Source organism: Micromonospora peucetia (genome assembly GCF_900091625.1).
Taxonomy (GTDB): domain Bacteria; phylum Actinomycetota; class Actinomycetes; order Mycobacteriales; family Micromonosporaceae; genus Micromonospora; species Micromonospora peucetia.
On the sequence record NZ_FMIC01000002.1, the window covers coordinates 6,323,555 to 6,347,100 of the forward strand.

General features: G+C 71.5%; 8 protein-coding genes. 1 reads left to right on the forward strand and 7 read right to left on the reverse strand.

Translation table 11 applies throughout. The features are described 5' to 3' along the window. Window positions 1-177: 177 nt before the first annotated feature. The 5 genes from GA0070608_RS27740 to GA0070608_RS27760 form a co-directional block, all read right to left on the reverse strand. Window positions 178-2,178 carry a tachylectin-related carbohydrate-binding protein gene (locus GA0070608_RS27740; RefSeq protein ID WP_141719560.1) on the reverse strand — a complete coding sequence of 667 codons (2,001 nt, stop codon included), beginning with the start codon at window positions 2,176-2,178 and terminating at the stop codon, window positions 178-180. Between the two features lie 156 nt (window positions 2,179-2,334). Beyond that, a complete protein-coding gene (locus GA0070608_RS27745; RefSeq protein WP_141719561.1) occupies window positions 2,335-4,710 on the reverse strand; it encodes a DUF8189 domain-containing protein in 2,376 nt (791 codons plus the stop codon). Window positions 4,711-4,769: 59 nt separating this feature from the next. Next, on the reverse strand, window positions 4,770-14,516 hold the full coding sequence (locus GA0070608_RS27750; RefSeq protein ID WP_091631743.1) for an RHS repeat-associated core domain-containing protein: 9,747 nt from the start codon (window positions 14,514-14,516) through the stop codon (window positions 4,770-4,772). A gap of 312 nt (window positions 14,517-14,828) precedes the next feature. Beyond that, complete coding sequence (locus GA0070608_RS27755; RefSeq protein WP_281186158.1) at window positions 14,829-17,402, reverse strand: glycosyl hydrolase family 18 protein; 2,574 nt, start codon at window positions 17,400-17,402, stop codon at window positions 14,829-14,831. Between the two features lie 193 nt (window positions 17,403-17,595). Beyond that, window positions 17,596-18,630, reverse strand: coding sequence for an MSCRAMM family protein (locus tag GA0070608_RS27760; protein WP_091631747.1), 1,035 nt, complete (start codon window positions 18,628-18,630; stop codon window positions 17,596-17,598). A 187-nt stretch (window positions 18,631-18,817) separates the two neighbouring features. Here GA0070608_RS27760 and GA0070608_RS27765 point away from each other — a divergent pair, with 187 nt between their 5' ends. Continuing rightward, complete coding sequence (locus tag GA0070608_RS27765; RefSeq protein WP_091631750.1) at window positions 18,818-19,834, forward strand: methyltransferase; 1,017 nt, start codon at window positions 18,818-18,820, stop codon at window positions 19,832-19,834. Window positions 19,835-19,926: 92 nt separating this feature from the next. Here the strand turns inward: GA0070608_RS27765 and GA0070608_RS27770 are convergent, their stop codons facing one another. Together GA0070608_RS27770 and GA0070608_RS32880 are read right to left on the reverse strand one after the other, a co-directional pair. After that, on the reverse strand, window positions 19,927-23,250 hold the full coding sequence (locus GA0070608_RS27770) for a S8 family serine peptidase (protein ID WP_176733867.1): 3,324 nt from the start codon (window positions 23,248-23,250) through the stop codon (window positions 19,927-19,929). Then, window positions 23,250-23,513: a sulfurtransferase TusA family protein gene (locus GA0070608_RS32880; RefSeq protein WP_176733868.1), complete on the reverse strand. Its 264-nt coding sequence runs from the start codon at window positions 23,511-23,513 to the stop codon at window positions 23,250-23,252. The genes GA0070608_RS27770 and GA0070608_RS32880 overlap by 1 nt, the downstream gene beginning before the upstream one ends. Window positions 23,514-23,546 lie beyond the last annotated feature (33 nt).

Genomic DNA, 23,546 nt, shown 5'->3' on the forward strand with positions numbered 1-23,546 from the left:
TCCATCGACAGGCATGGGTACAGGCGACGTACACGGTGCGTACATGCCGCTCACCGCACGGGGTCGATGCCACGGTCACCGTTCGCCGACCTACCGGCACGCCACCGGTCGACGCCTTCGCACGACGCGAAAGGGGCCCGCGGGCTACGAACCCACGGACCCCTTCGCGGCCTTCGATCAGTCGGAGACGGGAGGCGGTGGGGGAAGTACGTGCCGACGGAAGACCGGACTCGGGACCGATCCGCTGCTCAGGCGGGCACTGTTCGCGCCGGCCGTCCAGGAGGCCGGCTCCTGGACGGTGTACAACCGCAGCGATCCGGCGGGGGTACGGGCGAGGTAGGCCACGTTCGGACCGTTGGCGTTGACGAAGCTGAACGCGGTCGGGTCGGTGGCGTAGGTCTCGAACGCGTCCTGGGCCGGAATCCAGTTTCCCCAGGTGCCGCTGCCCTGCGCCGTCTCGGCGGCGTAGTGGATGTAGCCGTCGGTACCGCGCACGTAGACCCCGATCCGGCCGGTGACCGGGCTCAACAGCGCGCTCGGCACACCCGCAGGAACGACGGCGGAGCCGCCGACCGGCGTCCACGTCCCGGTGAAGGTGCCGTCGACACGACGTTCCGTGGCCACGATCCGGCCTGCGCCGTTGCGGGCGAAGATCCGCAGCCGGTAGCCGGGCAGCAGCACCACGGCCGGGGTCCCGGTGAAGCCGCTGCCGCCGAGGCTCTGCCACGCCTGCAGCGTTCCGCCCGCGTACCGTGCCGCTCGCAACGTCCCGGCGCTGTCCGCGACGACGACCAGGGCGCTCGCGTCGGCCAGCGGCACCGCCACCGGGGTACCGGTCAGGTTGCTGCCGCCGAGCTTGCGCCAGGCCAGCAGGTCCGGGTGCACCGGGTCCTGCCAGCGGGCCCACAGGGCACCGCCCGCGTCCACCGCGAACATTGCCTCACGTTGGTTGGACAGGCGCACGGTGGCGGGTGCGGACGCCATCCGGCCGCCCAGGTCGGCCCAGCCGCTCCAGCCGGGGCTGCCGGCGGCGGACTGGGTACGGGTCCAGACATCGCTGTTGATGTTGCGAGCCGTGATCCGCACCAGGTTCTGCGTGGTCTCGGACAGTGCCGGCACCCCGCTGAACCCCTCGCTGCCAGAGACCGCGGTGAGCTGCAGCGAGCTGAAGTTGTCCGGATTCATCCGCCCGTGCAGCAGCCGGCCGATGTTGTCGGAGTGGGCGAGCTCGATGTTGTTGGAGGTGGCCTGCGTCACGGCTGCGGGCGCGTGCTGGGCCACCGGTACCGGCGGTCGGGCCGGCACGTGCGACGCGGTGAGCCTGCAGGCGTCGGTGATGGCGACCACGTTGCTGAAGACGTTCCAACCGCTGCCGACCGTCCGTCGCAGGATCGCCCAGGTGCGGGTGTCCTCGCGGAAGCGGTACTGCGACAGGATCCCGCTGTTGTCGATGCCGAACAGAGTGTCGCCGCCGGCCGAGAAGATGCCCCTGCTGAAGGCGTTCCAGCCGGTGCCGAGGGCCTCGTGGTACTCGAGCCAACGCTGGCTGTCCGGCTCGTAGCGGTAGCGGAACAGCCGGCCGTCGGTGGCGTCCCGGGCGTACAGCACACCCGGGCCGGCGGCGACGACAAGGTCGAAACGACCCCAGCCGGTGTCGAGCAGCCGGCCCGAGAAGAGCCACTTGCCCGCAGCCTCGTCGTACCGGTAGACGCGCAGCCTTCCCTCGCCGTCGACGAGGTAGAAGTCGCCCCGCTCGTCGACGGTGATCTTGTTCCGGAACCCGGCGGTGGCGTACTGGGTGAAGCTGGTGCTGATCCGCTGACCGCCGACGCCGTTGGTCGTCTCCCAGCCACTGCTGGTCCAGCGGTAGCGGTACAGGCCGTTGGCGTTGATGCCGTAGAGCCGGCCACCCGGGCCGCCGATGACCCGGCCGAAGGCCTGCCAGCCCGTACCGCCGGAGACGGGAGCCGACCAGGTGGAGTTCGCGCTGCCGGGCGCGTTGAGGGGGTAGCGATAGATCGTGCCGCCGGCGTCCGCGCCGAAGACCGACGTCTGGGCGACGCAGCTCACGGTGTCGGCAGCCCGCGCGGGTGCCGGCTGGGCCATCGCAAGCAGCGTCGCTGCCAGCGCCGCGACCTGCGCGGCGGCCAGCCGGGCACGCCATCGTGACCGATTCATAGCGATCCTTTCGATCATTCCGGCGATGTGGTCACCGCCGGTTCCCCAAGGGAGCGACGATCCGGTCGACGGTCAGCTGATCAATGTCGAGCAGTGGCGTTACCGGTGTGTCGGTGTCGGGTGGGCGCGGATCTGGCCGCGCCCACCCGGGTGGTGTCAGGCCGGTGGGGCGGGGAGGGTGTGCGCGGCGAAGGCGCCGCGCGCGGCCGAGGTGGGGGCGGCGGCCCCGGTCTGGTCCGCCGCTGCGGTCGAGTTACGGCTGGCCACGGCGAGGCCCGCCACCGGCTGCCGCTCGTAGATCCGGCTCGCGTTGTTCGCGTTGCGGAACAGGATCAACCACGTCTGCCCCGCACTGTTGGTCACCGGAACGATCGTCGGATCCGTCGCCGCCGACTCGAACAGATCCGGAATCGCCGTGGACCATCCGCCGAACACTCCCGAACCCTGTGCCGTCTCCCACGACAGCATCACCTCGCCCGACGGGCTACGGGTGACCACCGCCGTACGACCCAGCACCGGATCCAGGACCGCCGCCGGCGCACCCGCCGACACGTACGACCCCAGCGTCGTCCAGGCCGCCGGGAACGTCCCTGCCGCGTCCTGGTACTTCGTCGCGATCGTCCCGTCGAGGGACTGCACGAACACCCGCATCCGATACCCCGGGGACACCACCACCGACGGCAGGCTGGTGCCGGTGCCACCCAGGTTCGTCCAGGCGGACAGGGTGCCCTCGACGTACTCGGCCGTTTCCACCGTGCCGGACGAGGTACGAAGGAACAGCCGCACACCGGTGCGGGTCTGCGCCACGACCGGGGTGCCGGCGAAGTTCCGGTCGACCAGAGCCCGCCAGCCCGGGATGGTGCCGGTCTGCTGGTAGACCCACAGCTTGCCGTCGACGTCCACGGCGAACACGGCCATCGTCCCGGACGGCAGCCGGGTCACCGCCGGAGCCGCGGCCATCGAGCCACCGAAGTCCGACCAGGCGGCCCACGTCGCCGAACCCACCGCGGTCTGCGTACGCGCCCACACGTCCGAATCCGAGTAACGGGCCGCCACCTGCACCCGGCCGTTATCCGACACGCCCAGCGAAGGCCGGCCCGAGAACGCCTCGTTGCCCGACACCACGGTCCACTGCACCGAACCGAAGTTGTCGACATCGGTCTGGTGCCCGATCAGCACCCGGCCGATGTTGTCCGTGTACGCGTACTCCACCATGCCCAGCGACGCACCCGCCACCGGGCCGGCCTGCACGCCCACCGACGCCGCGTACGGCTCCACCGGAGCCACCGGGATCGGGTCGGTGAAGTATCCCTGGATGTCCACGATGAGCCGGGCGGACCCGCCCAGGGTGTTCTTGAGCCGGACGTGACCGTTGGTGCCGGGCCGAACGATCACCAGGCCGGCCGCGGTGATCGGCCTGCGTGCGTGCACCTGACCGACGTTGGGCTCGACGCCACCGGTCGGCCACACCCTGACGCCGCCGGTGGCGGACGGGTCGGCGACGGTCACGTTGAGTACCACGCCGGCCACCCCGCGGGTCGGCATGCCGAGCTTGCCGGTCACCTGCACGTCGACCACGCCGCCGTTGGCGATCAGGCTTCCGCTGTCGTAGAGCCGGGTCGCCGCGAGGTGCCGGAAACCGGCCCCGCTGCCGGTGGTGCCGGTGAGGTATCCGTACGGGGCGACGATCAGGTCGATGGCGCCACCACTCCTGTTGGTGAACGTGACCTGGCCGGCCGAGGAGAGCGGCAGCGACACCGTGTGCGAGTGGTGCCCGCTCTCCTCGAAGTTCAGCGCCGAGTGCGCCGGCGCGGCGCCGCCGCCCGGCATCACCCCGAGCCAGCCCTGCGCGGTCACGTCGACAGCGACCACGTTGGCCAGCACGGCGGTCGCGGTCGCCGGGATCACGCCGCCGGTCATCGTCACCGTACGGGTGCCGAACGCGGGGATCTTCGCCTTGGTCGTCCCCAGGCCGAGCTGGGTGTCGATCAGCTTGTTCTGCGACACCGGAACGAAGCCACCGCCGCTGCCCGGGCTGGAGCGGAAGTAGCCCTGCGCGGTGACGATGACGTGGGTGCTGCCGAACTCGTTGCGCACGGCGATCCGGCCGTTGCCGCCCGGGCGGACGACCATGGTGTTGGAAACCTGCTCACCCTGGGAGGGGTTGAGCATCGAGACCCCGTTCGGGGTGGTGCCGTCGGGATACGCCAGCAGAACGGTGGCGGCGGACCCGTCCACGGGCACCAGCCGGACGAGGACCCCGCTGACCCCGGAGGAGGGGATGCCGCCGACGCCCAGGACCGGGAACGTCACCACGCCGCCGGCCCCGACCACGCCGGTGCGCCCGCCGGTGCCGGTACGGGTGTCGAGCAGCGCGGCGCCGCTGGGCAGAGGCACGTAGTCGCCGCCCAGCCCGGCCGCGTCCGCGGCGACCGGCGACGGGCGCGAGACGGCCACACCCAACGCCGCCACCAACAGCACCAGCACCGTCAGCAGCCGGACCGGCCGCCGTCTGTATGTGCCTTCGGTCAACACGTCATTTCCCTTTTCGTCATGGCATGTAGGTGATTGGTACGTATGGCGCCGGGGCCTCAGAAGCCGGGCGGGAGCCACAGATCGGCAGCGGTCTCGAGAAGGTTCTCGGCCTCACCGAGGACGCTGTTGGGTAGGTCCGCCCGACTCTTCCGCTCCTCGAACACCTTCTTCAGGTCCTCCATGCGGTCGTCACCGCGGTGATAGCCGGCGCCGTTGGGACCTCGCCCCACCTCGGGGAGGTTGTTGTCCAGCTTCGAGTCGCCGCAGTTGCACCTGCCCGGGGGCCGGGTGCCGGTTGTCGATTCGGGCAGGATGGAGGGACCGTGGACCGGGCATCCGGCGTCGGTGTTGTGCACCAGCAGGTCCAGCGCGCCGGCGAGCACGTAGAACGTGTGCGTCGTGTCGACGGTGAGGTTGTAGACCCGCTTCCGCTCGGTCCGTTCGCGGGTGGCCAGCACGGTCCCGGTGCCCCCGGCGGAGGTCCGCAACTCCTCGCCGGCGGCCAGGTCGCCGGCTTCGACCCAGGTGTTCCGCTCGGTCGACCAGAACGGGTGACCCTCGGTGGCGGTGACCGTGGCGGTCGCCGAACCGCGCACACCGTCGGTGTCCACCTCGACCTCGACCAGTTCCTTGCGCCCCTCGCCGACGATGACGGCGGTGACCGCGAAGGCGCCGGCGCGACCGGTGGTGGGATCGGTGGAGAGCACCTTCTCCCCCACGTCGACCTTGCTGATCGGCTTGGTCGAGCCGTCCGCCATGCGGACCAGCGTGTCGCCGGTGAAACTGTTGCCGGTGGCGCAGGAGGCGACGTCGGCGGCGTCGTCCACCCGCCGCGTGGTCGGCAGCCGTGTTCCGCCGCGGAGGGCGCCGGCGACCTCGTCGCCGTGCTGGGCGACCAGTCGCGCCGCGCGCGCCGCGCGCACCGCGCCGCCGCCGACGCCACCGAGGGCGAAGCCGGCGACGGTCGCCGCGGTCCAGGCACACGCCTCGAGGTCACCCTTGGTCACGCAGTCGACCAGGTCGGTGACACCGACGGCGTCGGCGACGACGTTCAGTGCGTCTTGCACGTACGGCGCCGCAGCCTCGGCGAAGTCCACCACCGCCTCGGTCGCCGTGGAGACCGCCTCGACGACCGTGCCGGCCGCCTCGACGGCCGCCTGATAGATGATCTCGGCCGCCTGGACCGTGTCGGCCACCACGTCCCGCACGGTGGCCACCACTGCGGCCGGAATGTGTACCGCGACCGACACCACCGTCCTGATGGTCGACACGACCGGCTTCAGCACGGCGGCCAGGGTCGGAATCGGGTTGTACCGCACCACCTGCTCGATGACCTCACGCGCCCGCTGGGTGATCCGCTGCTGTGCCACACGGAACGCCGCCTGCGCCTGCTCGGCTTTCTTTCTCGCCCAAGTCGCCGCCGCCGCGACGCCGCCCTTCACCGTCTTGATCACACGGGAGACCTTGCTGGCGATCCAGACGGTCGTGGTTCTGATCTTCTTGCTGATCCAGTTCACCGCCGTTCGGGCCTTGTTGTAGAGCCACCTGGCGCCGTTGGAGATCGTGACGGCCGCGCTCCGGATCACCGAGCCGACCCAGCTGGTCACTGACCTGATGCCGGACACGACGGCGGAGGCCCCCGTCCGCACCACGGACCAGGCCCTGGAGCCCAGACGCTTCGCCCCGGACCAGACCGTGGAGGCCACCTTCTTGACCTTGTTGACCACGGATTTGCACCAGCTGCACGAGGGCCAGTACCCGTCCGGGTCGATGTGTGCCAGCGGGTCGCCCGCCGCGTAGGTGTACCGGTTGGCCAGGATCGCGTCGCCGGTGCTGTAGTTGACCGGGTCGCGGGAGACGAACGCGCCGGTGCCGGGCTCGTACCAACGCGCGCCCATGTCGACCTGACCGGTGGTCGGGTCCGTCCAGTCACCCTGGAAGCCCAGGTCACCCGGGTCGCCCTCGGTGGCGACGACCTTGCCGAACGGGTCGTAGGCCTTCGAGTCGGCCAGCTTGCCCAGCGTGCTGTCGGCGGGGTCGATGCCGGCCACCACGTCGCCGTGCCCGTCGGTGAGCGCCAGCAACTGCTCGGTGCCCTGGCCGACACCGAGGACCTCACCGGTCGGCCCCCGCGAGTAGCGGCCAGCGCCGTCGGTGACGACGTCGTCCGTCATGCCCGCGTAACCGAACGAGGAGCCGCCACGGGCCGCCACCCGGTTCAGCGCGTCGTACGCGTACGTCACGCTGCCGGCGGCGGTGAGCCGGTCGAACGCGTCGAAGGCGTACTTCTCGGTCAGTCCGGAGCTGGTCCGCGAGGCGAGCGTGCCCCGCGCGGTGTAGGTGTAGGTGTAGTCCGAATCGGACAGCAGGCGGTTGCGCTCGTCGTAGCTGGCCGTCTTCGCGCCGGCCCGGATCCGGTTGCCGGAGGCGTCCCAGGCGTACGCGACGGTGCCCTGCGGGCCGGTCCACGAGGTCAGCCGCCCGGCCAGGTCGTAGGCGTAGGTGTTCTTGCCCGCCCCGGCCGTTCCGGTCGTTGTCTTGCCGACCAGCTTGTCGTCGACGTCGTAGGCGTAGCTGACCGAGCTGACCGACTGCCCGGCCTGGTTGCGGGTGACGTCGGTGGTGACCCGCGCCAGGTTATCGTAGGTGAAGGCGCGGGTGCGGCCGGAGCCGTAGTCGATGCTGGTCGGCTGCCCGGCGGCGTCGTAGGTGTAACGCTGGGTGACACCGGTGACACCGTCGCGGGCCGCGGTCAGTCGCTGCTTCGTGTAGGTGTAGGCGGAGGTTCCGGAGCCGTCGATCCGGCTGACCAGCTGGCTGTCGGCGTCGTAGCTGAAGCTGGCGGTGCCGGCCCGGCCGGCGGAGCCGAGCAGGTTCCCCCGGTCGTCCCAGCTGTACGTGTCGGTGCCGACCAGCGCGGTGGCCCGGACCAGCCGGCCGGCCAGGTCGTAACCGAGGGCACGCTCCGGGGTGCCGGCACCGGTGCCGGTCTCGCTGGTCAGCCGGCCCGCCGTGTCGTAGCTGCGGATCCGGGTCACCGCGCCGGGCGAGGTGAGCCTGGTCGGCTGCCCGGCGATGTTGTACGCCACCGTCCAGGTGCGGTCGGTCGCGTTGGGGTGGGCGGTGGTCGCCGGCTCGATCTGCGACTCCAACAGCCCCCAGCTGTTGTACGTGGAGATGGTGCGGTTGCCCCGCCCGTCGGTGTAGCGGGTGGGGTTGCCGGCCACGTCGTAGCCGAAGCTGGTGCTGATCGAGGTGCTGGCGGTGGCCGGCTCCACCTGCCGGGCCAGGCGCCCGAGCGCGTCGTACTCGTAGCTGGTGGTCGCGCCAGCGGGGCTGACCGCCGAGGTCAGGTTGCCGGCGGCGTCATAGCCGTAGGTCTGGCTGCGCAGGAGCGAACCGTCCGGCGCCACGTCCGACTCGGCGATGATCGACCCGAGCTGGTCGTAGTCGATCCGCTCGGTACGGCCCAGCCCGTCGCTCACGCGCACCTGCCGGCCGGCGTAGTCGTAGCCGTAGCTGGTGGCCACCCCGGCGGGATCGACCACCCGGGTGAGCTGACCGAGCGCGTCGTACACGTTGGAGGTGGTGGCGCCGCTGGGTGACACGACCGACGTGACGTTGCCACCGTCGTCGTAGCGGTAGTTCGTGGTGAGCGCGCGGGCGGTCGGGTACCGCTCCAGCACCGTCGCGGTCACCTGCCGGTCGAGGTCGTCGTAGGTGGCCTCCGACCGGTTGCCGGTGGGACCGGTCATCGACAGCAACTGACCGGTACGGGTGTAGGTGTACCGGGTCACCGCCCGGTCCGTGGCTCCGCTCGGCGCGTCCCGGCTGACCAGCCGCCCCAACTGGTCGTACTGGTAGCGGGTGGCGCTGCCCCGGGCGTCGACGGTCTCGACGACGTTGCCGGCGGCGTCGTAGCGGGCCGTCGTGGTGGGCTTCAACGGGCTCAACCCGGCGGGTGGCGAGTACGTCGGGGCGGTCCTGCCGACCGGGCGGCCCACTCGGTTGTAGGCGAAGCTGGTGACGTTGCCCCGGGCGTCGGCCGTGTGCGCGGTCTCGTCGAAGGTGTTGTAGCCGGTGACGGTGGTCGGCGTGACGTTGCTCGGCGTGCCGCCGTTCTCCTCGGCGGCGACCGACGGGGCGGTCACCCTGATCCGGCGGCCCAGCTCGTCGTGGTCATAGCGGATCGTCCGCCCGAGCGGGTCGGTGGCGGCGGTCAGCATTCCACGCTGGTCGTAGGTGCTGGTGGTGACCCGGTTGACCGTGCCGGCGACGGCCGTCTGACGGATCGGGTTGCCGCTGTCGTCGTAGGCGTAGTCGACCTGCTCCGGGGTGGTGGAGAGGGTCCACGGCACGTTGGACCCCCGGCCGGTGTGTGTCACCCGGGTGACGTTGCCCATCGCGTCGTACGTGTACGACGTGGTCAGCGCGGCGCCGCCGGGGTTGACCACGATGCTGGCGACGGCGCTGGTCCTGGTGTACGTCTGCTGGGTGACCGAGGTGCCGTTGGCCGCGACCTGCCGGGTGCGGTTGCCCGCGCCGTCGTATGTGTTCTCCTCCACCACGTAGTCACGCGTACCGCCGTCGGGTTTGCGGAAGTTCTTCAGTACGAGGCGGTGCAACTGGTCGTCGCCGTAGTACTGGTATTCCAGCCGCCGACCCATCGCGTCGGTGTCGCTGGCCATCCGGCCGGCGTGGTCGTACGCGTAGGTGTGCAGCACCAGGTAGTCGCCGGTGGTGGGGCCCTCGTCGCCGGCGTACGCCCGCAACCGGACCTCGGCCAGCGCGTTGCGCGCGGTGTAGGCGTAGTCGTACCGGTTACCGTTCGCGTCCACGACGGAGGTCTCGTTGCCGAACCGGTCGTAGTTCTTGACGGTCTCGTTGCCCTCCGCGTCCGTGATCCTGGTCGGCCGGTTGGACTGGTCGTACTCCCAGGTGCTGGTGCGGGTCGGATCGTCGCCGCGCACGTCGTCGACCTCGACGCGGGACACGTTGCCGTCCACGTCGTAGGTGGTCCCGGAGCGCTTCTGGTGCGCCTGGCCGGTGACGGCGTCGGTGGTGGCCGGCTCGGTGGTGCCGACCACCCGCGACAGCGCGTCGTAGGTGTGGCTGGTGACCACGCCCGCCGGGTAGGCGTCGGAGGTCTCCGTGGCGGTGAGCATCCGGCCGAGCGCGTCGTAGGTGTGGGTGGTGACCAACCCGGACGGCTTCGTGACCCGGTAGAGGTCGCCGTTCTGGTAGTAGGCGTAGCGGGTGATCTTGGCCCGCGCGTCGGTCGTGGTCAGCAGCAGCCCGGCCGGCACGGTGCCACCGCCGTACGCCGCCTCGCCACCGGTGGTCCAGGTGTGCCTGACGGTGCTGCCGTCCGGGTTGACCTGGGTCGCCAGCTCCCCGAACGAGGTGTGGGTGTAGCTGGTCCGGTAGGTGCTGTCGGTGGCGCTGGCCGAACGCCCGTCCCGCGACTCGGTCGGCAGGTCGTTACGCGGGTCGAACTGGTCGGTCACCGTCGCCGGATAGGTCGTGTAGGTGGTGTGGCAGACGCCGGCGGTGCGGCAGGTCTGCTTGGAGATGACGTTGCCGCGCTTGTCGTGGCCCATCCGCACGGCGTCGCCGTTCTCGTTCGTGACCACGGTCTGGTTGCCGCGGTCGTCGTACTCGAACGTGCGGATCGCCATCCCGTCCAGCGGGTGCCGCACGAACACCGGTCCGCCCGCGTCACCCGGGATGACGGTGCAGAAGGACGGGTCGCCCGGGTCGGGGGTGGAGCACACCTCGGTCGGTGGCGGTGGTGGTGGCGGGGTGGGCGAGCCGGGCCGGTCCTCCTCGCGTGTTTCCAGCCCGAGTGGGGTGCCGGAGCGCAGCAACTGGCCGCTGATCGCGTCGTACTCGTACAGGTGCGGCCGGTTGCCCGGGTCCAGCACCTGCACGCTGCGGCGCAGGTCGGTGTCGCCGCCGTACACCAGGGGCGCGCCGATGTTCCACGCGCCGCCGTGCCGGTCGGTGTGCTTCGTGACCCGGCCGGTCGCGGTGTCGTACGTGAACTGCGCCGCGGTCTTGCCGCTCGGCAGGGTCACCGCGGTCAACTGGTTGGTGCCGGTGGCGTACTGGAAGTGCGCGGTGACCGCCGCCTGGCCCAACGGGTGGGAGTAGACGGCCACCTCGTCGATCGCACCGGTGAAGTACCGGCGTGCCGTGGTGCCCCAGCCGGGCCAGGACGCCGGCGTCGTCGCGTACGCCGCGCCGAGCTGGTTGAAGGTGAGCAGCGAGTGCTCGATCGTGGTGCCGGCGCGCTCGGCCATCTTGGCGCCGTCGAGATAGAGCGTCTGCACGCCGCCCATCGCCGACAGCACCACGTGGTGCCAGCGTCCGTCGTTGACGGCGACGGTGGAGGTCAGCGGCGCGATCGCGGGGCCACCGAACTGACCGCGGAGCAGGCCGTCGGTGCCCACGTACAGCACCGGCACCCCGGTGGTGGAGGTGGCGCTGAGGGCCTTGTCCTGATAGCCGAGCAGCGGGCCACCACTGCCGGTGGTGCTGGACTTGAACCACAGCTCGACCGCGCCGTCGCGGGCCTTCTTCACCGCCCCCTTGGGCAGGTCGACGGCCGAGGAGGTGCCGTTGAAGGTGGCCGCGGTGTTGGCGGTGCCGGTCAGCGCGCCCGCCACGCCGAGGGTCACGCCCGTGTGGGTGCCGGCGTCCTTGCCCAGGTTGACGGCGACCTCGCTGCCGGCGGCGGTGCCCTGCGGCTCGCCCAGCCGCCAGTACGACTCGGGCTTGGCGTCGAGCACTCCGGTGCGGTAGTGCGAGCCGGCCGCGTAGGCGTACCGGGTGCAGGCGTTGCCGGGGGCGCAGACCGAGGTGAGCAGGTCACCGCTGTAGGTGTAGGTCCACGTGGGCGCGGTGCCGTTGACCGCGTCCGCGGCGACGCTGCTGACGTGCGCCCCGGACCAGGTGAAGGTCAGCGACCGGCCGGCGGTGTTGGTCTGGCTGTTGGAGACCCGCGCCCGGGCCAGCTTCCCGTCGGCGGCGTTGTAGGTGAGCACGATCGACCGCAGGGCCGCGTCGGTGATCTTCGTGAGCCGGCCGGCGGCGGAGAACTGGTACGTCATCCTCGACTTGTCGACCAGTGTCCAGGTGGTGCCGCTCCAGATCAGCGACGCGGTGCGGCCCGACGGGGCGGCGAAGGTGCCGTCGGGGTTCCTGCCGAAGCGCACCTGCTGCCCGTCCGGGTAGGTGACCAGCACGTTGCCGGAGCCGTCCGCGTCGGCGACGACACGCATGTCGTAGTGGGTCGACCAGCCGGCACCGAACGCGCCGTCACGCCGTGGGTCGAGGCTGTTGTAGGTGCGGGCCAGGTTCAGCTGAGGGCCGACCGTGGTGACTGTGGCGTCCACCGCACTGGTGGACACGTTGCCGGTCTGGGCATCGAACTCGCGGTTACCCGCCGCCGTCGTCGCACCCGCGATCCGCGAGGTGATCTCCGGCTGCGGCACGGCGGTGCGCAGTACCGAGCTCGGTGACGAGACCTCGTTGCCGGCGTCCTTGACGATCACCCGCCACTGGTAGGTCTTGCTCCAGTGCAGCCGGCCGGCCGGCACGGCCCAGGCGGTCCTGGCCTGGAAGCCGGAGTCGAAGCACCCGGTGGTGCCGCCGGACTCCGTCCGCTCGCACACCTCGAACTTGTAGGACAGCGACAGTCCCGGGGGCGCGTCGATGTCCACCGCGCGGGCCCACAGCTGCGGGGCCAGGGTGGGCGCGGCGTAGCCGTTCGGCGGGTAGAGCTCCTGCACCACCGGCGCGATGTCGATGACCTCGAGCACGATCCGGCCGGGCGGCACCTGATGGTCGGTGAAGACGGCGCCGCCGGTGCGCACCATGGTGAAGTCGAGGAAGTACCGGCCCGGTGGCAGGGCCTTGATTGTCGCGTCCAGGGTGACCTTGGCGCCACGGGCCACCGGGGCGGCCAGGTTGGCCGCACGCTGCTGGGTTACCGCCGCGCCGGTCCGCGAGTTGTAGGCCCGGTAGGCCAGATAGTAGGCACCCGCCGCCCATGCCTCGGCACTGCGGTTGGTCACCGTCACGGCGACCTTGCCGTCCTGGTTCTGCAACACCGGCGGGTTGGGCACCGGCTTCGGGATCTCGTAGGAAGCGTTGTACGGGCTGTGCGTCACGTACAACCTCGGCGGGTTGGCCGTCGCGGGGCCGGTGAACCGCTTGCCGCTGAGCGGATCGGCGGAGGCGCGCAGCGACAGGCCGTGGTTCGGCTGTTCCCCGTTGACCCACCGTTGCACCAGGCCGCCCCCGGCGCCCCCCAGATCGAACGCCTCGGCCGCGGCGGGGCAGGCCGAGGATCCCTCGCCGAACGCGACGAAGCCGTGCGCGAACGACTTGCTGGCCAGCGCCGCACCGACCGCCGGGCCGGGATAGGAGTAGCCGGTGCCGGCCGACCACGAGGCCGTCACCGGGTGCACGGTCACCTCCCGCGCCCGGCAGGAGTCGGCGTCGTAGTTGACCACCTGCAACTGCGCGCCGTAGATGGTGTGGTAGCGCAGCCGGTCCACCAGGCCACCGAACCTGACGTACGAAGCGGCGTTGGCGCCGTCCACCGTGCCGACCCGCAGTTCGCTGCTGCCCGAGGCGGAGCCGGCGCCGTGCACGTACATGGCCGAGTCGGCGGCACCCTCCGCGACCGGCAGCGCGACCGTCGGGTCCAGACGCACCGGGTAGACCCGGGCCGGGTCGCGCAGCCACCCGTCGTCCGCGGACACCCGCAGGGTCGGCTTACCGCCGACGGTGAGCAGTTGGTAGCTGACAGCCGTCGAGGTCACCGGAACGGGCGCGGAGTCGATGACGTAGCCCGGCGGGATGACGGCCCGCACCGTCCCGGAAGCGTCGGACAGCCGCACCGCGCCGTCGTGCAGCGTCGCGGTGAGCCCTTCGAGGCGCAGCGGGAAATCGTACACCCGCGGCGCATCCGCGGAGCGCAGCACCAGCGTCTCCTTCAGGGCCCCGGGGCGTGACTCCAGTTCGAGGTCCACGCCGGGCAGCACGCCACGGTAGGTGACCAGCGCACCGTCGGCCCGACCGGGCACCGGCGCGGCACCGGCCAGCCCGTACGACACGGCCTTGCCGTCGGCGAGGGCGAAGCGGGCCACGGCCGGGGCGTCGGCCCGCGCGGCGAGCCGGACCTGCATCGCGTCTGCCTTGTTTCGCCAGCCGGAATTGGCGTCGGCGGTCAGCTTCGGGTCGATCGGCGCCCAGCCGCCGCCGGGGGCCGGGTAGTTGACCGGTGCGGTGGAGAACACGGTGGTCTGGGTGCCGTCGGCGTTGGCGTAGACCTGCCGGCGGGCGTCGCGCTCCTGCGCCAACTCCTGGCTGGTGCTCGGCTGGTAGCCACGGCCCTGTTTCGCCGGTGGCTGCTGCACGGAGGCCTTGTTGGGCGGGACGGTCGGCTGCTGCGGCAGCGAGTGCTGCGGATGGCGCGACCGCTGGGAGGCGGGGATCTTCCGGTTCGCCTGCTGGCGCGAAGCCTCGCGGGTGTCCGACGCGCCATCCCACCGCTGCCGTGGTGCGGCGCCGCCGTCGCTGCCCCGGGCCCCGTCGGCCGCCACGTCCCAGCCCGCCACGGGGGATTCGAGCGGCGGCGGCAACTCCCCCACCACGGTCACCGCCATGACGAGGGCCATCGCTCCCGCCAGCGCGGTGACCAACGTCCGGCTCAGGGGTGGTCGCGCGCGCCACAGACCAGGTACCAGGTCCATGGCCTGGTCACCTGACGCGCTCTTGATGCCGTCATGCATCGCCGACCTCCGTGACGCACAGCTTGCTCCCCCGCATCGCGGCGCGCGATGCCGCCAGATGGATATCGCGACACGATGCGGCGAATCGGCGCCGATACGAAACCGTTATCCACGGTGGACGTTCAACCGCTGCTGGTGATCGGCTGAACGGCAGCCCGGTCACCGCGTCGGTGACCCTGCCGGAGATCCGGCCGGGCGGATCGAGCCGGGTCCGGGGGCGGTGCTGGTGGCGCCGGCGCCGACCGAAATGACGTGCGGACCGGCGCATGGTCAAGCGGGGTCGCCGGTCGACCGGCGACCCCGCCCATGGGCTCAGCAGGGACCGTTGTCGGTCCAGACGCTCTGGGTGTTGGCTCCCGGCACGTCACCCTGGGTCCACCACTTCGCGGTCCACCGGTGGCCGTTGTGCGAGACCACCGTGCCGCCGGCATAGGCGGTACCCGCCGACCAGGCCGGCGCCGTGCAGGTCCCGCCGGTCGGGGTCGGGCTGGCCGTCGGAGACGTGGTGGGACTCGCCGTCGGCGAGGTGGTCGGAGACGGCGAGGCGGCGCAGGGCCCCTCGTCGGCCCAGACGGCGGCGCTGCCCGGGGTTTCCCCCTGGGTCCACCACTTCGCACTCCAGGTGCGCCCGGCATGGGACACCCTCGCCCCACCGGAGTAGGCGGTCCCGGCCGACCAGGCCGGCGCGGTGCAGGTTCCGCCGGGGGTGGAACCGCTCGGGGTGGGCGTCGGGTTGACCGGCACCGCCCCACGGGCGTGGTCGCTGGTCAGCGAGTACGTCTGCCCACCGAAGGTGAGGGTGTAGTTGGCCGGTCCCGCGATCGGCAGCTGGTAGTTGAGAGTCACCTCCGCGTACGCGCCGGGGGCGATGGCTGCCGGGACGGTGAGCCGGACCCGGTGGTAGTCACCCCTGAGCCCGCCCACGTTGCTGCCCGTGTGACCCGTGGACACGACGGTCAGGGCCCAGCCGGACTGCTGGGTGAGGGTCGGTGTGGTGGTCGGGTAGTCGAACTCCAGCTGCGCCCCGGCCGGGATCGGGCTGCCGGTGTTGTTGGTCAGCCGCAGTTCCGGGTTGATCGGGTAGTTGTTGTCGCCGAGGGCGAAGCCCCCGACTGTGGCGGTCACGTCGATGGTCTGGGTCGGCAGGGTGATGGCAGCCCTGCGGGCCCCGTACGCGGGCGCCGCCCGGAACCTGTCGTAGAGCAGGGTGGTCAGGGTCTCGCCCATCCCGTACTGGCCCTTGGCCTGGTCGTACGCGTAGTCACCGGCGAGTTCCCAGATCATCACGCCGCCGAGGCCCTTGTTGACCACGTAGTCCGCCTTGGCGCCGAGGGACTGCTCGTCCTCGGTGGAGAGGAAGACGTTCTTCTGCGCGTTCCACAGCCAGGGCGCGACCAGCGCGGCGGAGTAGTTACGGGCGTAGCTGCCGCTGATCCGGTCGGCCGGGTCGGTGGCCGGGGTCAGCCCGTACGCGGACAGGTAGTCCGGGGTGATGCCGCGTTCCAGGTTCTTGGCGTGCCACATCGGGTTCGCCCCGGCGGGCACCTCCCTGCCGGCGTTGTCCAGGTCGTGCCAGAGGTTGTCGATGCCGACCGCACCGTTTCCGCAGGGGGTGGTGGAGCCGACCGAGGAGCCGGTGCCCGGTGGGCACTTGGTCTGGTCCGGCAGGGCGGCCCGGCCCCACAGCCCGTTGGTGCCGCCGGTGACGCCCTGCCAGCCGCGGGTGTAGTAGGGCACGCCGATGTTGACCCGCCCGCTGGGTAACGCGGCGCGGAAGTAGTGGTAGGCCCAGTCGGTGTTGAGGTAGCCGATGTTGCTGTAGGCGCCGTAGACGCCGCCGGCGACCAGCTCGGCGTCGTCGCCGTTGTCGTAGAGGGCGGCGTTCGGACCGACGTGGTGGTTCCAGGAGCCGTGCAGGTCGTACGACATGATGTTGACGTAGTCGAGGTACTGCAACGCCTGGTGGGACTCCATGCCCCGCAGCAGCCACCCTGAGGCGGGTGCGGCCACCGTGAGCAGGTAGTGCTTGCTGTCGGTGGCGGCAGCCGCGTCGAGCTTCTCCCGCAGCGTCTTCATCAGCACCTGGTAGGAGGCGTTCAGCCCGGCCCGCTTGGCGTCCGCCTGCGCGAAGTCGAGGGGGTTGCCGGCCTTGTTGTTGGAGGTGGGGTACTCGTAGTCGATGTCCACCCCGTCGAAGCCGTAGGTGCGCAGGAAGGCGACCACGGAGTCGGCGAAGGTGTTGATCCCTGCGGTGTTGACCGTGTTCGCGCCGCTGGTGGTCATCCGGTAGAAGCCACCCGCGTCGACCCGGTCGCCGTTGTCGTCGAAGAAGCCGCCGGTCTCGGCCCACCCGCCGACGCTGATCAGCGTACGCACGTTCGGGTTCTGCTTCTTGTACTTGTTGAGCAGGTTGAAGTGTCCGGTGTAGGCGTACGCCGGGTCCATCTCGGCGCCGGCGACGCCCGGCCACGTCATGTTGGTGGCCGGGTTGTCCGCCGCTCCCGGGTTGCCGACCGAGATCTTGTTGCCCGCGTCGACGTGGGCGAAGGCGTAGTTGATGTGGGTGATCTTGTCCCAGGGGATCTGGTTGGCCAGGTACGCCGGGGATCCGTTGCGTCCGGTGCGCCAGCTGGTGAAGTAGCCGATGATGCGGCGGGAGTGGTCGGTGCCCAGCTTCTCCCGGCCGTTGGTGTCGTAGACGGTGCAGTACGGCACCGCCGTGCCCGGCGTCCGATACAGCCCGTCCGGCCGGCACGCCTCGTCGGCGCTGACGGCGGAGTGCGCGGCGGGGGCCACGGTCAGCGCCGTCGCCGCAGCCAACAGACCGACCGCACCGCCGACGAGGAGCTTGCTCAACTGCTTCCGCAACTCGCCCACCTCCAACACTTAACAAACTTTACTATTCAGGTCGATGAATGTATACCTGGCCACACCCCGCCAGCGCAAGGGCACGATCCGGCCCCGGCGAGATCCCGCACCAGCGCCAACGCCGAAGCGCCCTGCCCGCCAGGGACATGCTCCTGGTCAGGCAGGGCGTTCGGGGCGACCGATCCCGCGTGCGGGACGGGCCCGGCGACCGTCAGCCGTCGGCGCCGGCGGTCAGGTCGAAGTCGGCGGTGACCGGCGCCCGGCCCACCCACACCGGGAGGCCGTCGGTGAACCCGCTGCCGGCCGGATACCAGCGGCCAGGGCCGAAGGAGCAGTCACACCGCAGCCTGACCAACTGTCCGGGGAGCATCGGAAGGTCGTACGACGTGCCGACGTCCACCGCGCCGGTGACCTCTGCGGTGACGGCGTCGAAGGCGACGACAGTGCCGTAGGCCGCCGGCTCGTCCACCCGGATCGATCCACGCACGGTGGTCGGGGGGCGGAGAGCCTGGTCGAGCGTGGCGGTGCCGCCGGGGCGCACCCGGACCGTCCGGGCCAGCAGGGCGCCGCCGACGCCACCGGACCACTGCGCCGCGATCCGCGGGCCGGAGAAGCGCAGTGCCCAGTCGTACGGCCCCAGCCCGGTGACGGTGTAGCGGCCGGTGTCGTCGCTGATCGGGGTGTCCGGGGTGTACTTCGGATGCGGCACGAACGGCACCACGGCGACGTGCGCGCCCGCGACCGGCAGCCCGGTCACCGCGTCGGTGACCCTGCCGGAGATCCGGCCGGGCGGATCGAGCCGGATCCGGGGGGCGGTGCTGGTGGCGCCAGCGCCGACCAGGACCACCCACGCCCGGTGCCGCTGCCCGGTGCCGCCGTGCCCGCCGACCCACTGCCGCCCGTACCGCTCGGTCTCGTAGGGCTGGGCGAAGAGCCGGTAGCGTCCCGGTTCCACCCCGGTCACCTCGATCCTGCCCTGCTCGTCGGTGCAGCCGCCGAACCTGCCGAGCTGACTCTCGCCGATGTACACCCTGGTCAGCCGTTCGCGGTCCAGCGGGACGAGACTCACGCAGGCCCGGGCCGGCTGACCGGTGCCGGCGTCCTGGACCGTCGTCCTCACGCTGCCGGTGGCCGTTGCCGCCGCGTGGCCGGCTGCCGCCGGACCGAGGGCGGCCGACAGCAGGAGAAGCGTGGCGGCCAGCGCGGCAGTCACCCGCGCGCGTGGTCGGAGCAGAGAATCAGGCATCGATGACTCCCGGGGGATGCGGCGGCGACGGGTGACGGCCACCGTAGCCACCGTTCACCGCCGCGGCTGTCGGATCTGGGACCGGCTACGCCGTTCGGCGACATCAGGCATCGCGGACATGCCACGGGTCGGATCGAACGGTAGGGTCCATGATGGACGGACAGCCGGGTGTGTGGTCCCATATGTCATGATCAATCCCACACCTTTGATGCGTCTGGTGGCCGGCGTCTGGGGATTCAAGACCCTCGCGGTCGGCGTCGAACTCGGCCTGTTCACCCGGCTCGCGAACGGGCGGACCCTCACGGTCGACGAGGTCGCCACCGAGTTCGGGCTGGCCGAACGCCCGGCGGACCTGCTGTTGGCCGCGAGTGCGTCCCTCGGCCTGCTCGAGAAGGCCGGCGACGGTTACCGCAACTCCGAACTCGCCGAGCAGTTCCTGGTCGAGGGCCGTCCCTACTACTTCGGCGCGCAGATCCGCTACTCCGACCTGCGCACCTATCTGCCCTGGCACCGCATCGGTGAGGCCCTGCGCACCGACCGGCCCCTCACCTGGGACCCGCAGGCCCAGCAGTCGATGTTCGACACCACCGACCCGCAGATGCTGCTGGAGTTCTGGGACGCCATGTACTCCACCTCCAGCTTCACCGCCCGCGCGCTGGCCGACGCGTACGACTTCGGCGCGCACACCCGGCTGCTCGACGTCGGTGGCGGGGCCGGAGCGTTCCCGATCGAGTTCTGCCGCCGCCTGCCCGACCTGCGGGCGACCATCCTCGACCTGCCGCACGTGTGCGTCCGCGCCGAGGAGCGGATCGCGGAGGCAGGCCTGAGCGGGCGGATCGGCACGGTCGGCGGCGACTTCCTGGCCGACCCGGGACTGCCGGACGGGCACGACGTCATCCTGCTCAGCATGATCCTGCACGACTGGGACGAGCCGACGAACCGGGCGTTGCTGGCCAAGTGCCACGCGGCGCTGCCGGCCGGCGGGGCGATCGTCATCTGCGAACTGCTGCTCAACGACGAGCGCACCGGCCCGCCGGAGGCCGCCCTGATGGGTATGAACATGCTGGTCGAAACCGAGGGCGGCAAGAACTACTCCGGCGCCGAATACGCGGCCTGGCTCGCCGACGCCGGCTTCGTCGACGTACACACGGTGCCGTTCGACGCCCCGGGTGCCAACGGGGCGGTGGTGGCCCGACGGGCCTGAGCCGGACGGTGGTGGCCCGACGGGCCTGACCGCCGGCGTGTCACGCGCGGTGGGCCCCTTCCGCCGGTCGACGGAAGGGGCCCACCCGGATGTCAGCCCTTGACCGGAATGGCCCGGGGCAGCGACTGGTCGATCGAGGCGCCGCTGGCGTCCTCGGCGGTGATGCGGAAGCCGAGGAAGCCGCCCGCGACCAGCGCCGTACGCGGTGCGGTGAAGACGTGCTTGCCCTTGCCCCGACGCGACACGTCGACCTCGGTCCAGGTGGCACCGCCGTCGGCGGTCACCCAGGCCCGCACCTTGCGGAGCTTGTCCGACTCACCGGTGATGCTGGCCTCGAGGGTCAGCTTCCGGTTCGGCTTGGCCCGGTTGTGCAGGTCCAGGTCGGCGGTGACGCTGGTGTTGAGCAGCCGGACCGGGGTGGCCGTACCGGACGACCCGTCGGTGCGGAAGGTCCACCGGGTCTGGCCTTCGCCGCCCATCGGGAAGATGCCGCCCGAGGTGAAGGACCGCTCCAGGACGTAGGACGCGGGGCCGTTGTCCTCGAAGGTCTTGTCGATCTTGGAACCCCGGTCCACGACCAGCGCCCCGTCCCGGTAGAGCCGGGTGGCGGACGACCACTTCTGCGGGTAGCTGAAGTCGATGTAGTCGACGGTCCGGCCCGTCGTGTTGACGGCGTCGTTCGCGCTGAGCTCCAACCGGGCCCCGGTGACGGTGCCCTGGGCACGGGTCGTCAGCGGGCCGGCGAACCAGGTGTCACTGGTGGTGCTGCCGGGCCGGTAGGTGGTGATCGGCCCGGGCATGTTGCGCAGTTCCACCCGGTCCTTGCTGCGGTGGGTGAACCGCATCCACTGGGTGTCCCGCGCCTGGATGTACTCGGTGCGGACCCGGGGCACCGACAGGTACGACGGCGAGGTCACGTTGAGCCCGAGCAGGCCGGGGCCGTAGACCGTGCTGCCCTCCTGGTAGCGGAAGTCCTCGTTGTAGCCCTTGTAGGTGGTGCGGACCTTGGCCAGGTCGCGGACGTCCCGCCTGGTCAGCCGGTGCGCGGCCTCGGCGGGCACCTCGTCGTCGGCGAAGGTGAGGTCGAAGAGGAGGTTGCTGTCACCGGTCAGGTGGTCGCTGTCCGCGTCGGCCAGCCGCCAGCGCTCCGAGCGGGCCACGGTGCCACCCATGGTGCCCTTGGTCGGGCTGATCCAGAGCGCGTCGCGGCTGAACGGGCCGTACGCCCCACCGAACAGGACGCTGTGGCCGGTCCAGTACTTGCCGTCCGGCGTCATCCGACGCAGGTTGGCGGCGACCAGTTCGGGCCGGGTGTCGAAGCCGTCCACCGTGACGGTCCAGCGGCGGGTCTGCCGGGCGTCCAGCACGACCGTGTCGGAGTCCGCCGGGTTGTCCAGGGTCAGGATCGCGCCGGCGTGGTTGTCCCCGATCTTCATCGCCACGGTGCCGACCACCACGTACGGGCCGTCGGGGACCCGGACGTCGGCGGTGCCGGGGTTGGCGGGGATGTTCGCGTTGATGGCGGCGCCGCTCTCGGTGTTGAGCAGGGTCACCTGGGCGGCGGCCGGGTTGCCGTCGCGGTCCAGCGCGGAGACCTTCACCGTACGGGTCCGGTCGAGCATCAGCGGGACACGCAGCGTCTGGCTGCCGTCGGCCGGGGTGGCGGTGAGCGCACCGCTGTAGGTGCCGGTGGGGGTACCGGTGCTGTCGACGGCGAGCCGCACCTCGCCGGAGCCACCGGCGGGCAGGGTGAGGGTGGCCGGGCTGACGGTCAGCAGCCCGGCGGGCGTGCCGGCCCCGCCGCGGCCGAGGGTGCCGGCGAGGGCGACGGTGGTCTCCGCCGTACCGGTGTTGGTGATGGTGATCGTGCGGGTGGCGGCGCCCTCGGCGCCGGGGAAGGCGACCGACCCGGCGGAGGCGACCAGGCGCTGCGACAGCGCGGCCCTGGCGTCGAGCACGCCGGCGCCCACCTCGTGGATCGACTGCGCGGCGGGCGGGGCCACCGCTGTCCCCATCAGCACCGACTTCAGCCGGTCGGCCTTCCAGTCCGGGTTTTCCTCGGCGAGCAGCGCCGCGACGCCCGCGACGTGCGGGGCCGCCATCGACGTACCCGACATCGCGAGGTAGTTGGGGTCCGGCTGGACGGCGCCGTTGGTCGAACCGGCGGCGCGGGCGGCGACGATGTTCACGCCCGGCGCGGCGATCTCCGGCTTCATGAGTCCGGCCGCCCGCGTCGGTCCCCGGCTGGAGAAGCTGGCGGTGCCACCCACGTAGTCCACCGCGGCGACCGACAGGGCGCTCGGGGCGACCGAGGGAGCGGCGACGGAGCCGACCCGCGGTCCGTCGTTCCCGGCGGAGACCACGAAGAGCGCGCCGGACTGGGCGGTGAGCTTCTCCAGCGCGGTGGACACCGGGTCCGTGCCGTCACTCGGACCACTGCCCAGCGACATGTTGATGACCCGGGCGCCCTGCTCGACGGCCCATTCCATGCCCGAGATGATCATCGAGTTGGTGCCGTCGCCGTTGTCGTCGAGGACCTTGCCGACGATCAGGTCGGCCTGCGGGGCGACCCCGGAACGGATGCCGACCGCGCCCGCGCCGCTACCCGCCGCGATGCCCGCGACGTGGGTGCCGTGGCCGTGCCCGTCGGACGGGCTGCCCTTGCCGGTGAAGTCCGCGGAGCTGCTGATCCGGCCGGCCAGGTCGGGGTGGTTCGGGTCGGCGCCGGTGTCCAGCACGGCGACCTTGACGCCCTTGCCGCTACGCCCCGTCGCCCATGCCTGGGGTGCCTTGATCTGGGTCAGGTTGAGGTCGAGGGCGTCCACCCTGACCTTGGCATCCAGCCAGATCCGGCTGAAGCTGTCCAGCGTCTCGCCGAGCTCGTCGGCGTCGTCCTTGTCCAGGGTGGCCGCGCTGGCGCCGATCGACGGCAGCGCGCGTTCCCCGGAGAGCAGCCCGTCGGCCGCGCTCCGTGCCCGGGCAGCCGCCTTCGGGTCGGACTTGACGATCAGCGGGAGGGTGTCGCGGCGGGCGTCGTCGTAGCCGTCGCGTAGCAGGCCCGTGACGTTGAACAGCTGCGGGTCGAGCCGGTGGCCGACCTGCCCGATCACGTCGCTGGGATAGAAGAAGGTGTCGCCATCCACATCGGTACGCGCCAGGAATGTGCCCGGCGGCGAACCGGATGCCGGTTCCGCGCTGTAGGAGCGGCTGCCGTCGGGGGTGGTGGTCACCGTGACCCGGTCGCCCGTGACCAGGGTGATCGTCGTGGCGGTGGCCCCCGTCGGCGCGGTGGCTGCCTCCGGCGCGGTGGCGCCTGCTGTCCCAGCGGGCTCGGCGGACGCAGGAAGCGCCGGCAGCCCGAGGATCGCCAGGCCGGCCAGCCCCGCGATCCATCGTGAGCGGATGGGTTGTCTCATCAGTCCTCCAGGTTCCATTGCCTGTGCTGCGATCCCCCGGTCCGGATCCGGAGCACCACGGGAACCCCGGTCTCGTCCGTGGCGAGCAGTTCCGCACCGCCCGCCGCGCACCATGCGCCCACCTCGCCGGGGACCACGGGGTCCTCGGTGAGCAGTTCCACCACGCAGCCGGGTGGCAGGCGATGGCAGTGCCGTTCGAGAACGTCCCGCACTCGTGGCCAGGACTCACCGCCGGCGTCGACGACGGCATGAACGGGTTGCATGGCTTACCTCGGGGTTGAAAGCGTCTTGGCTCC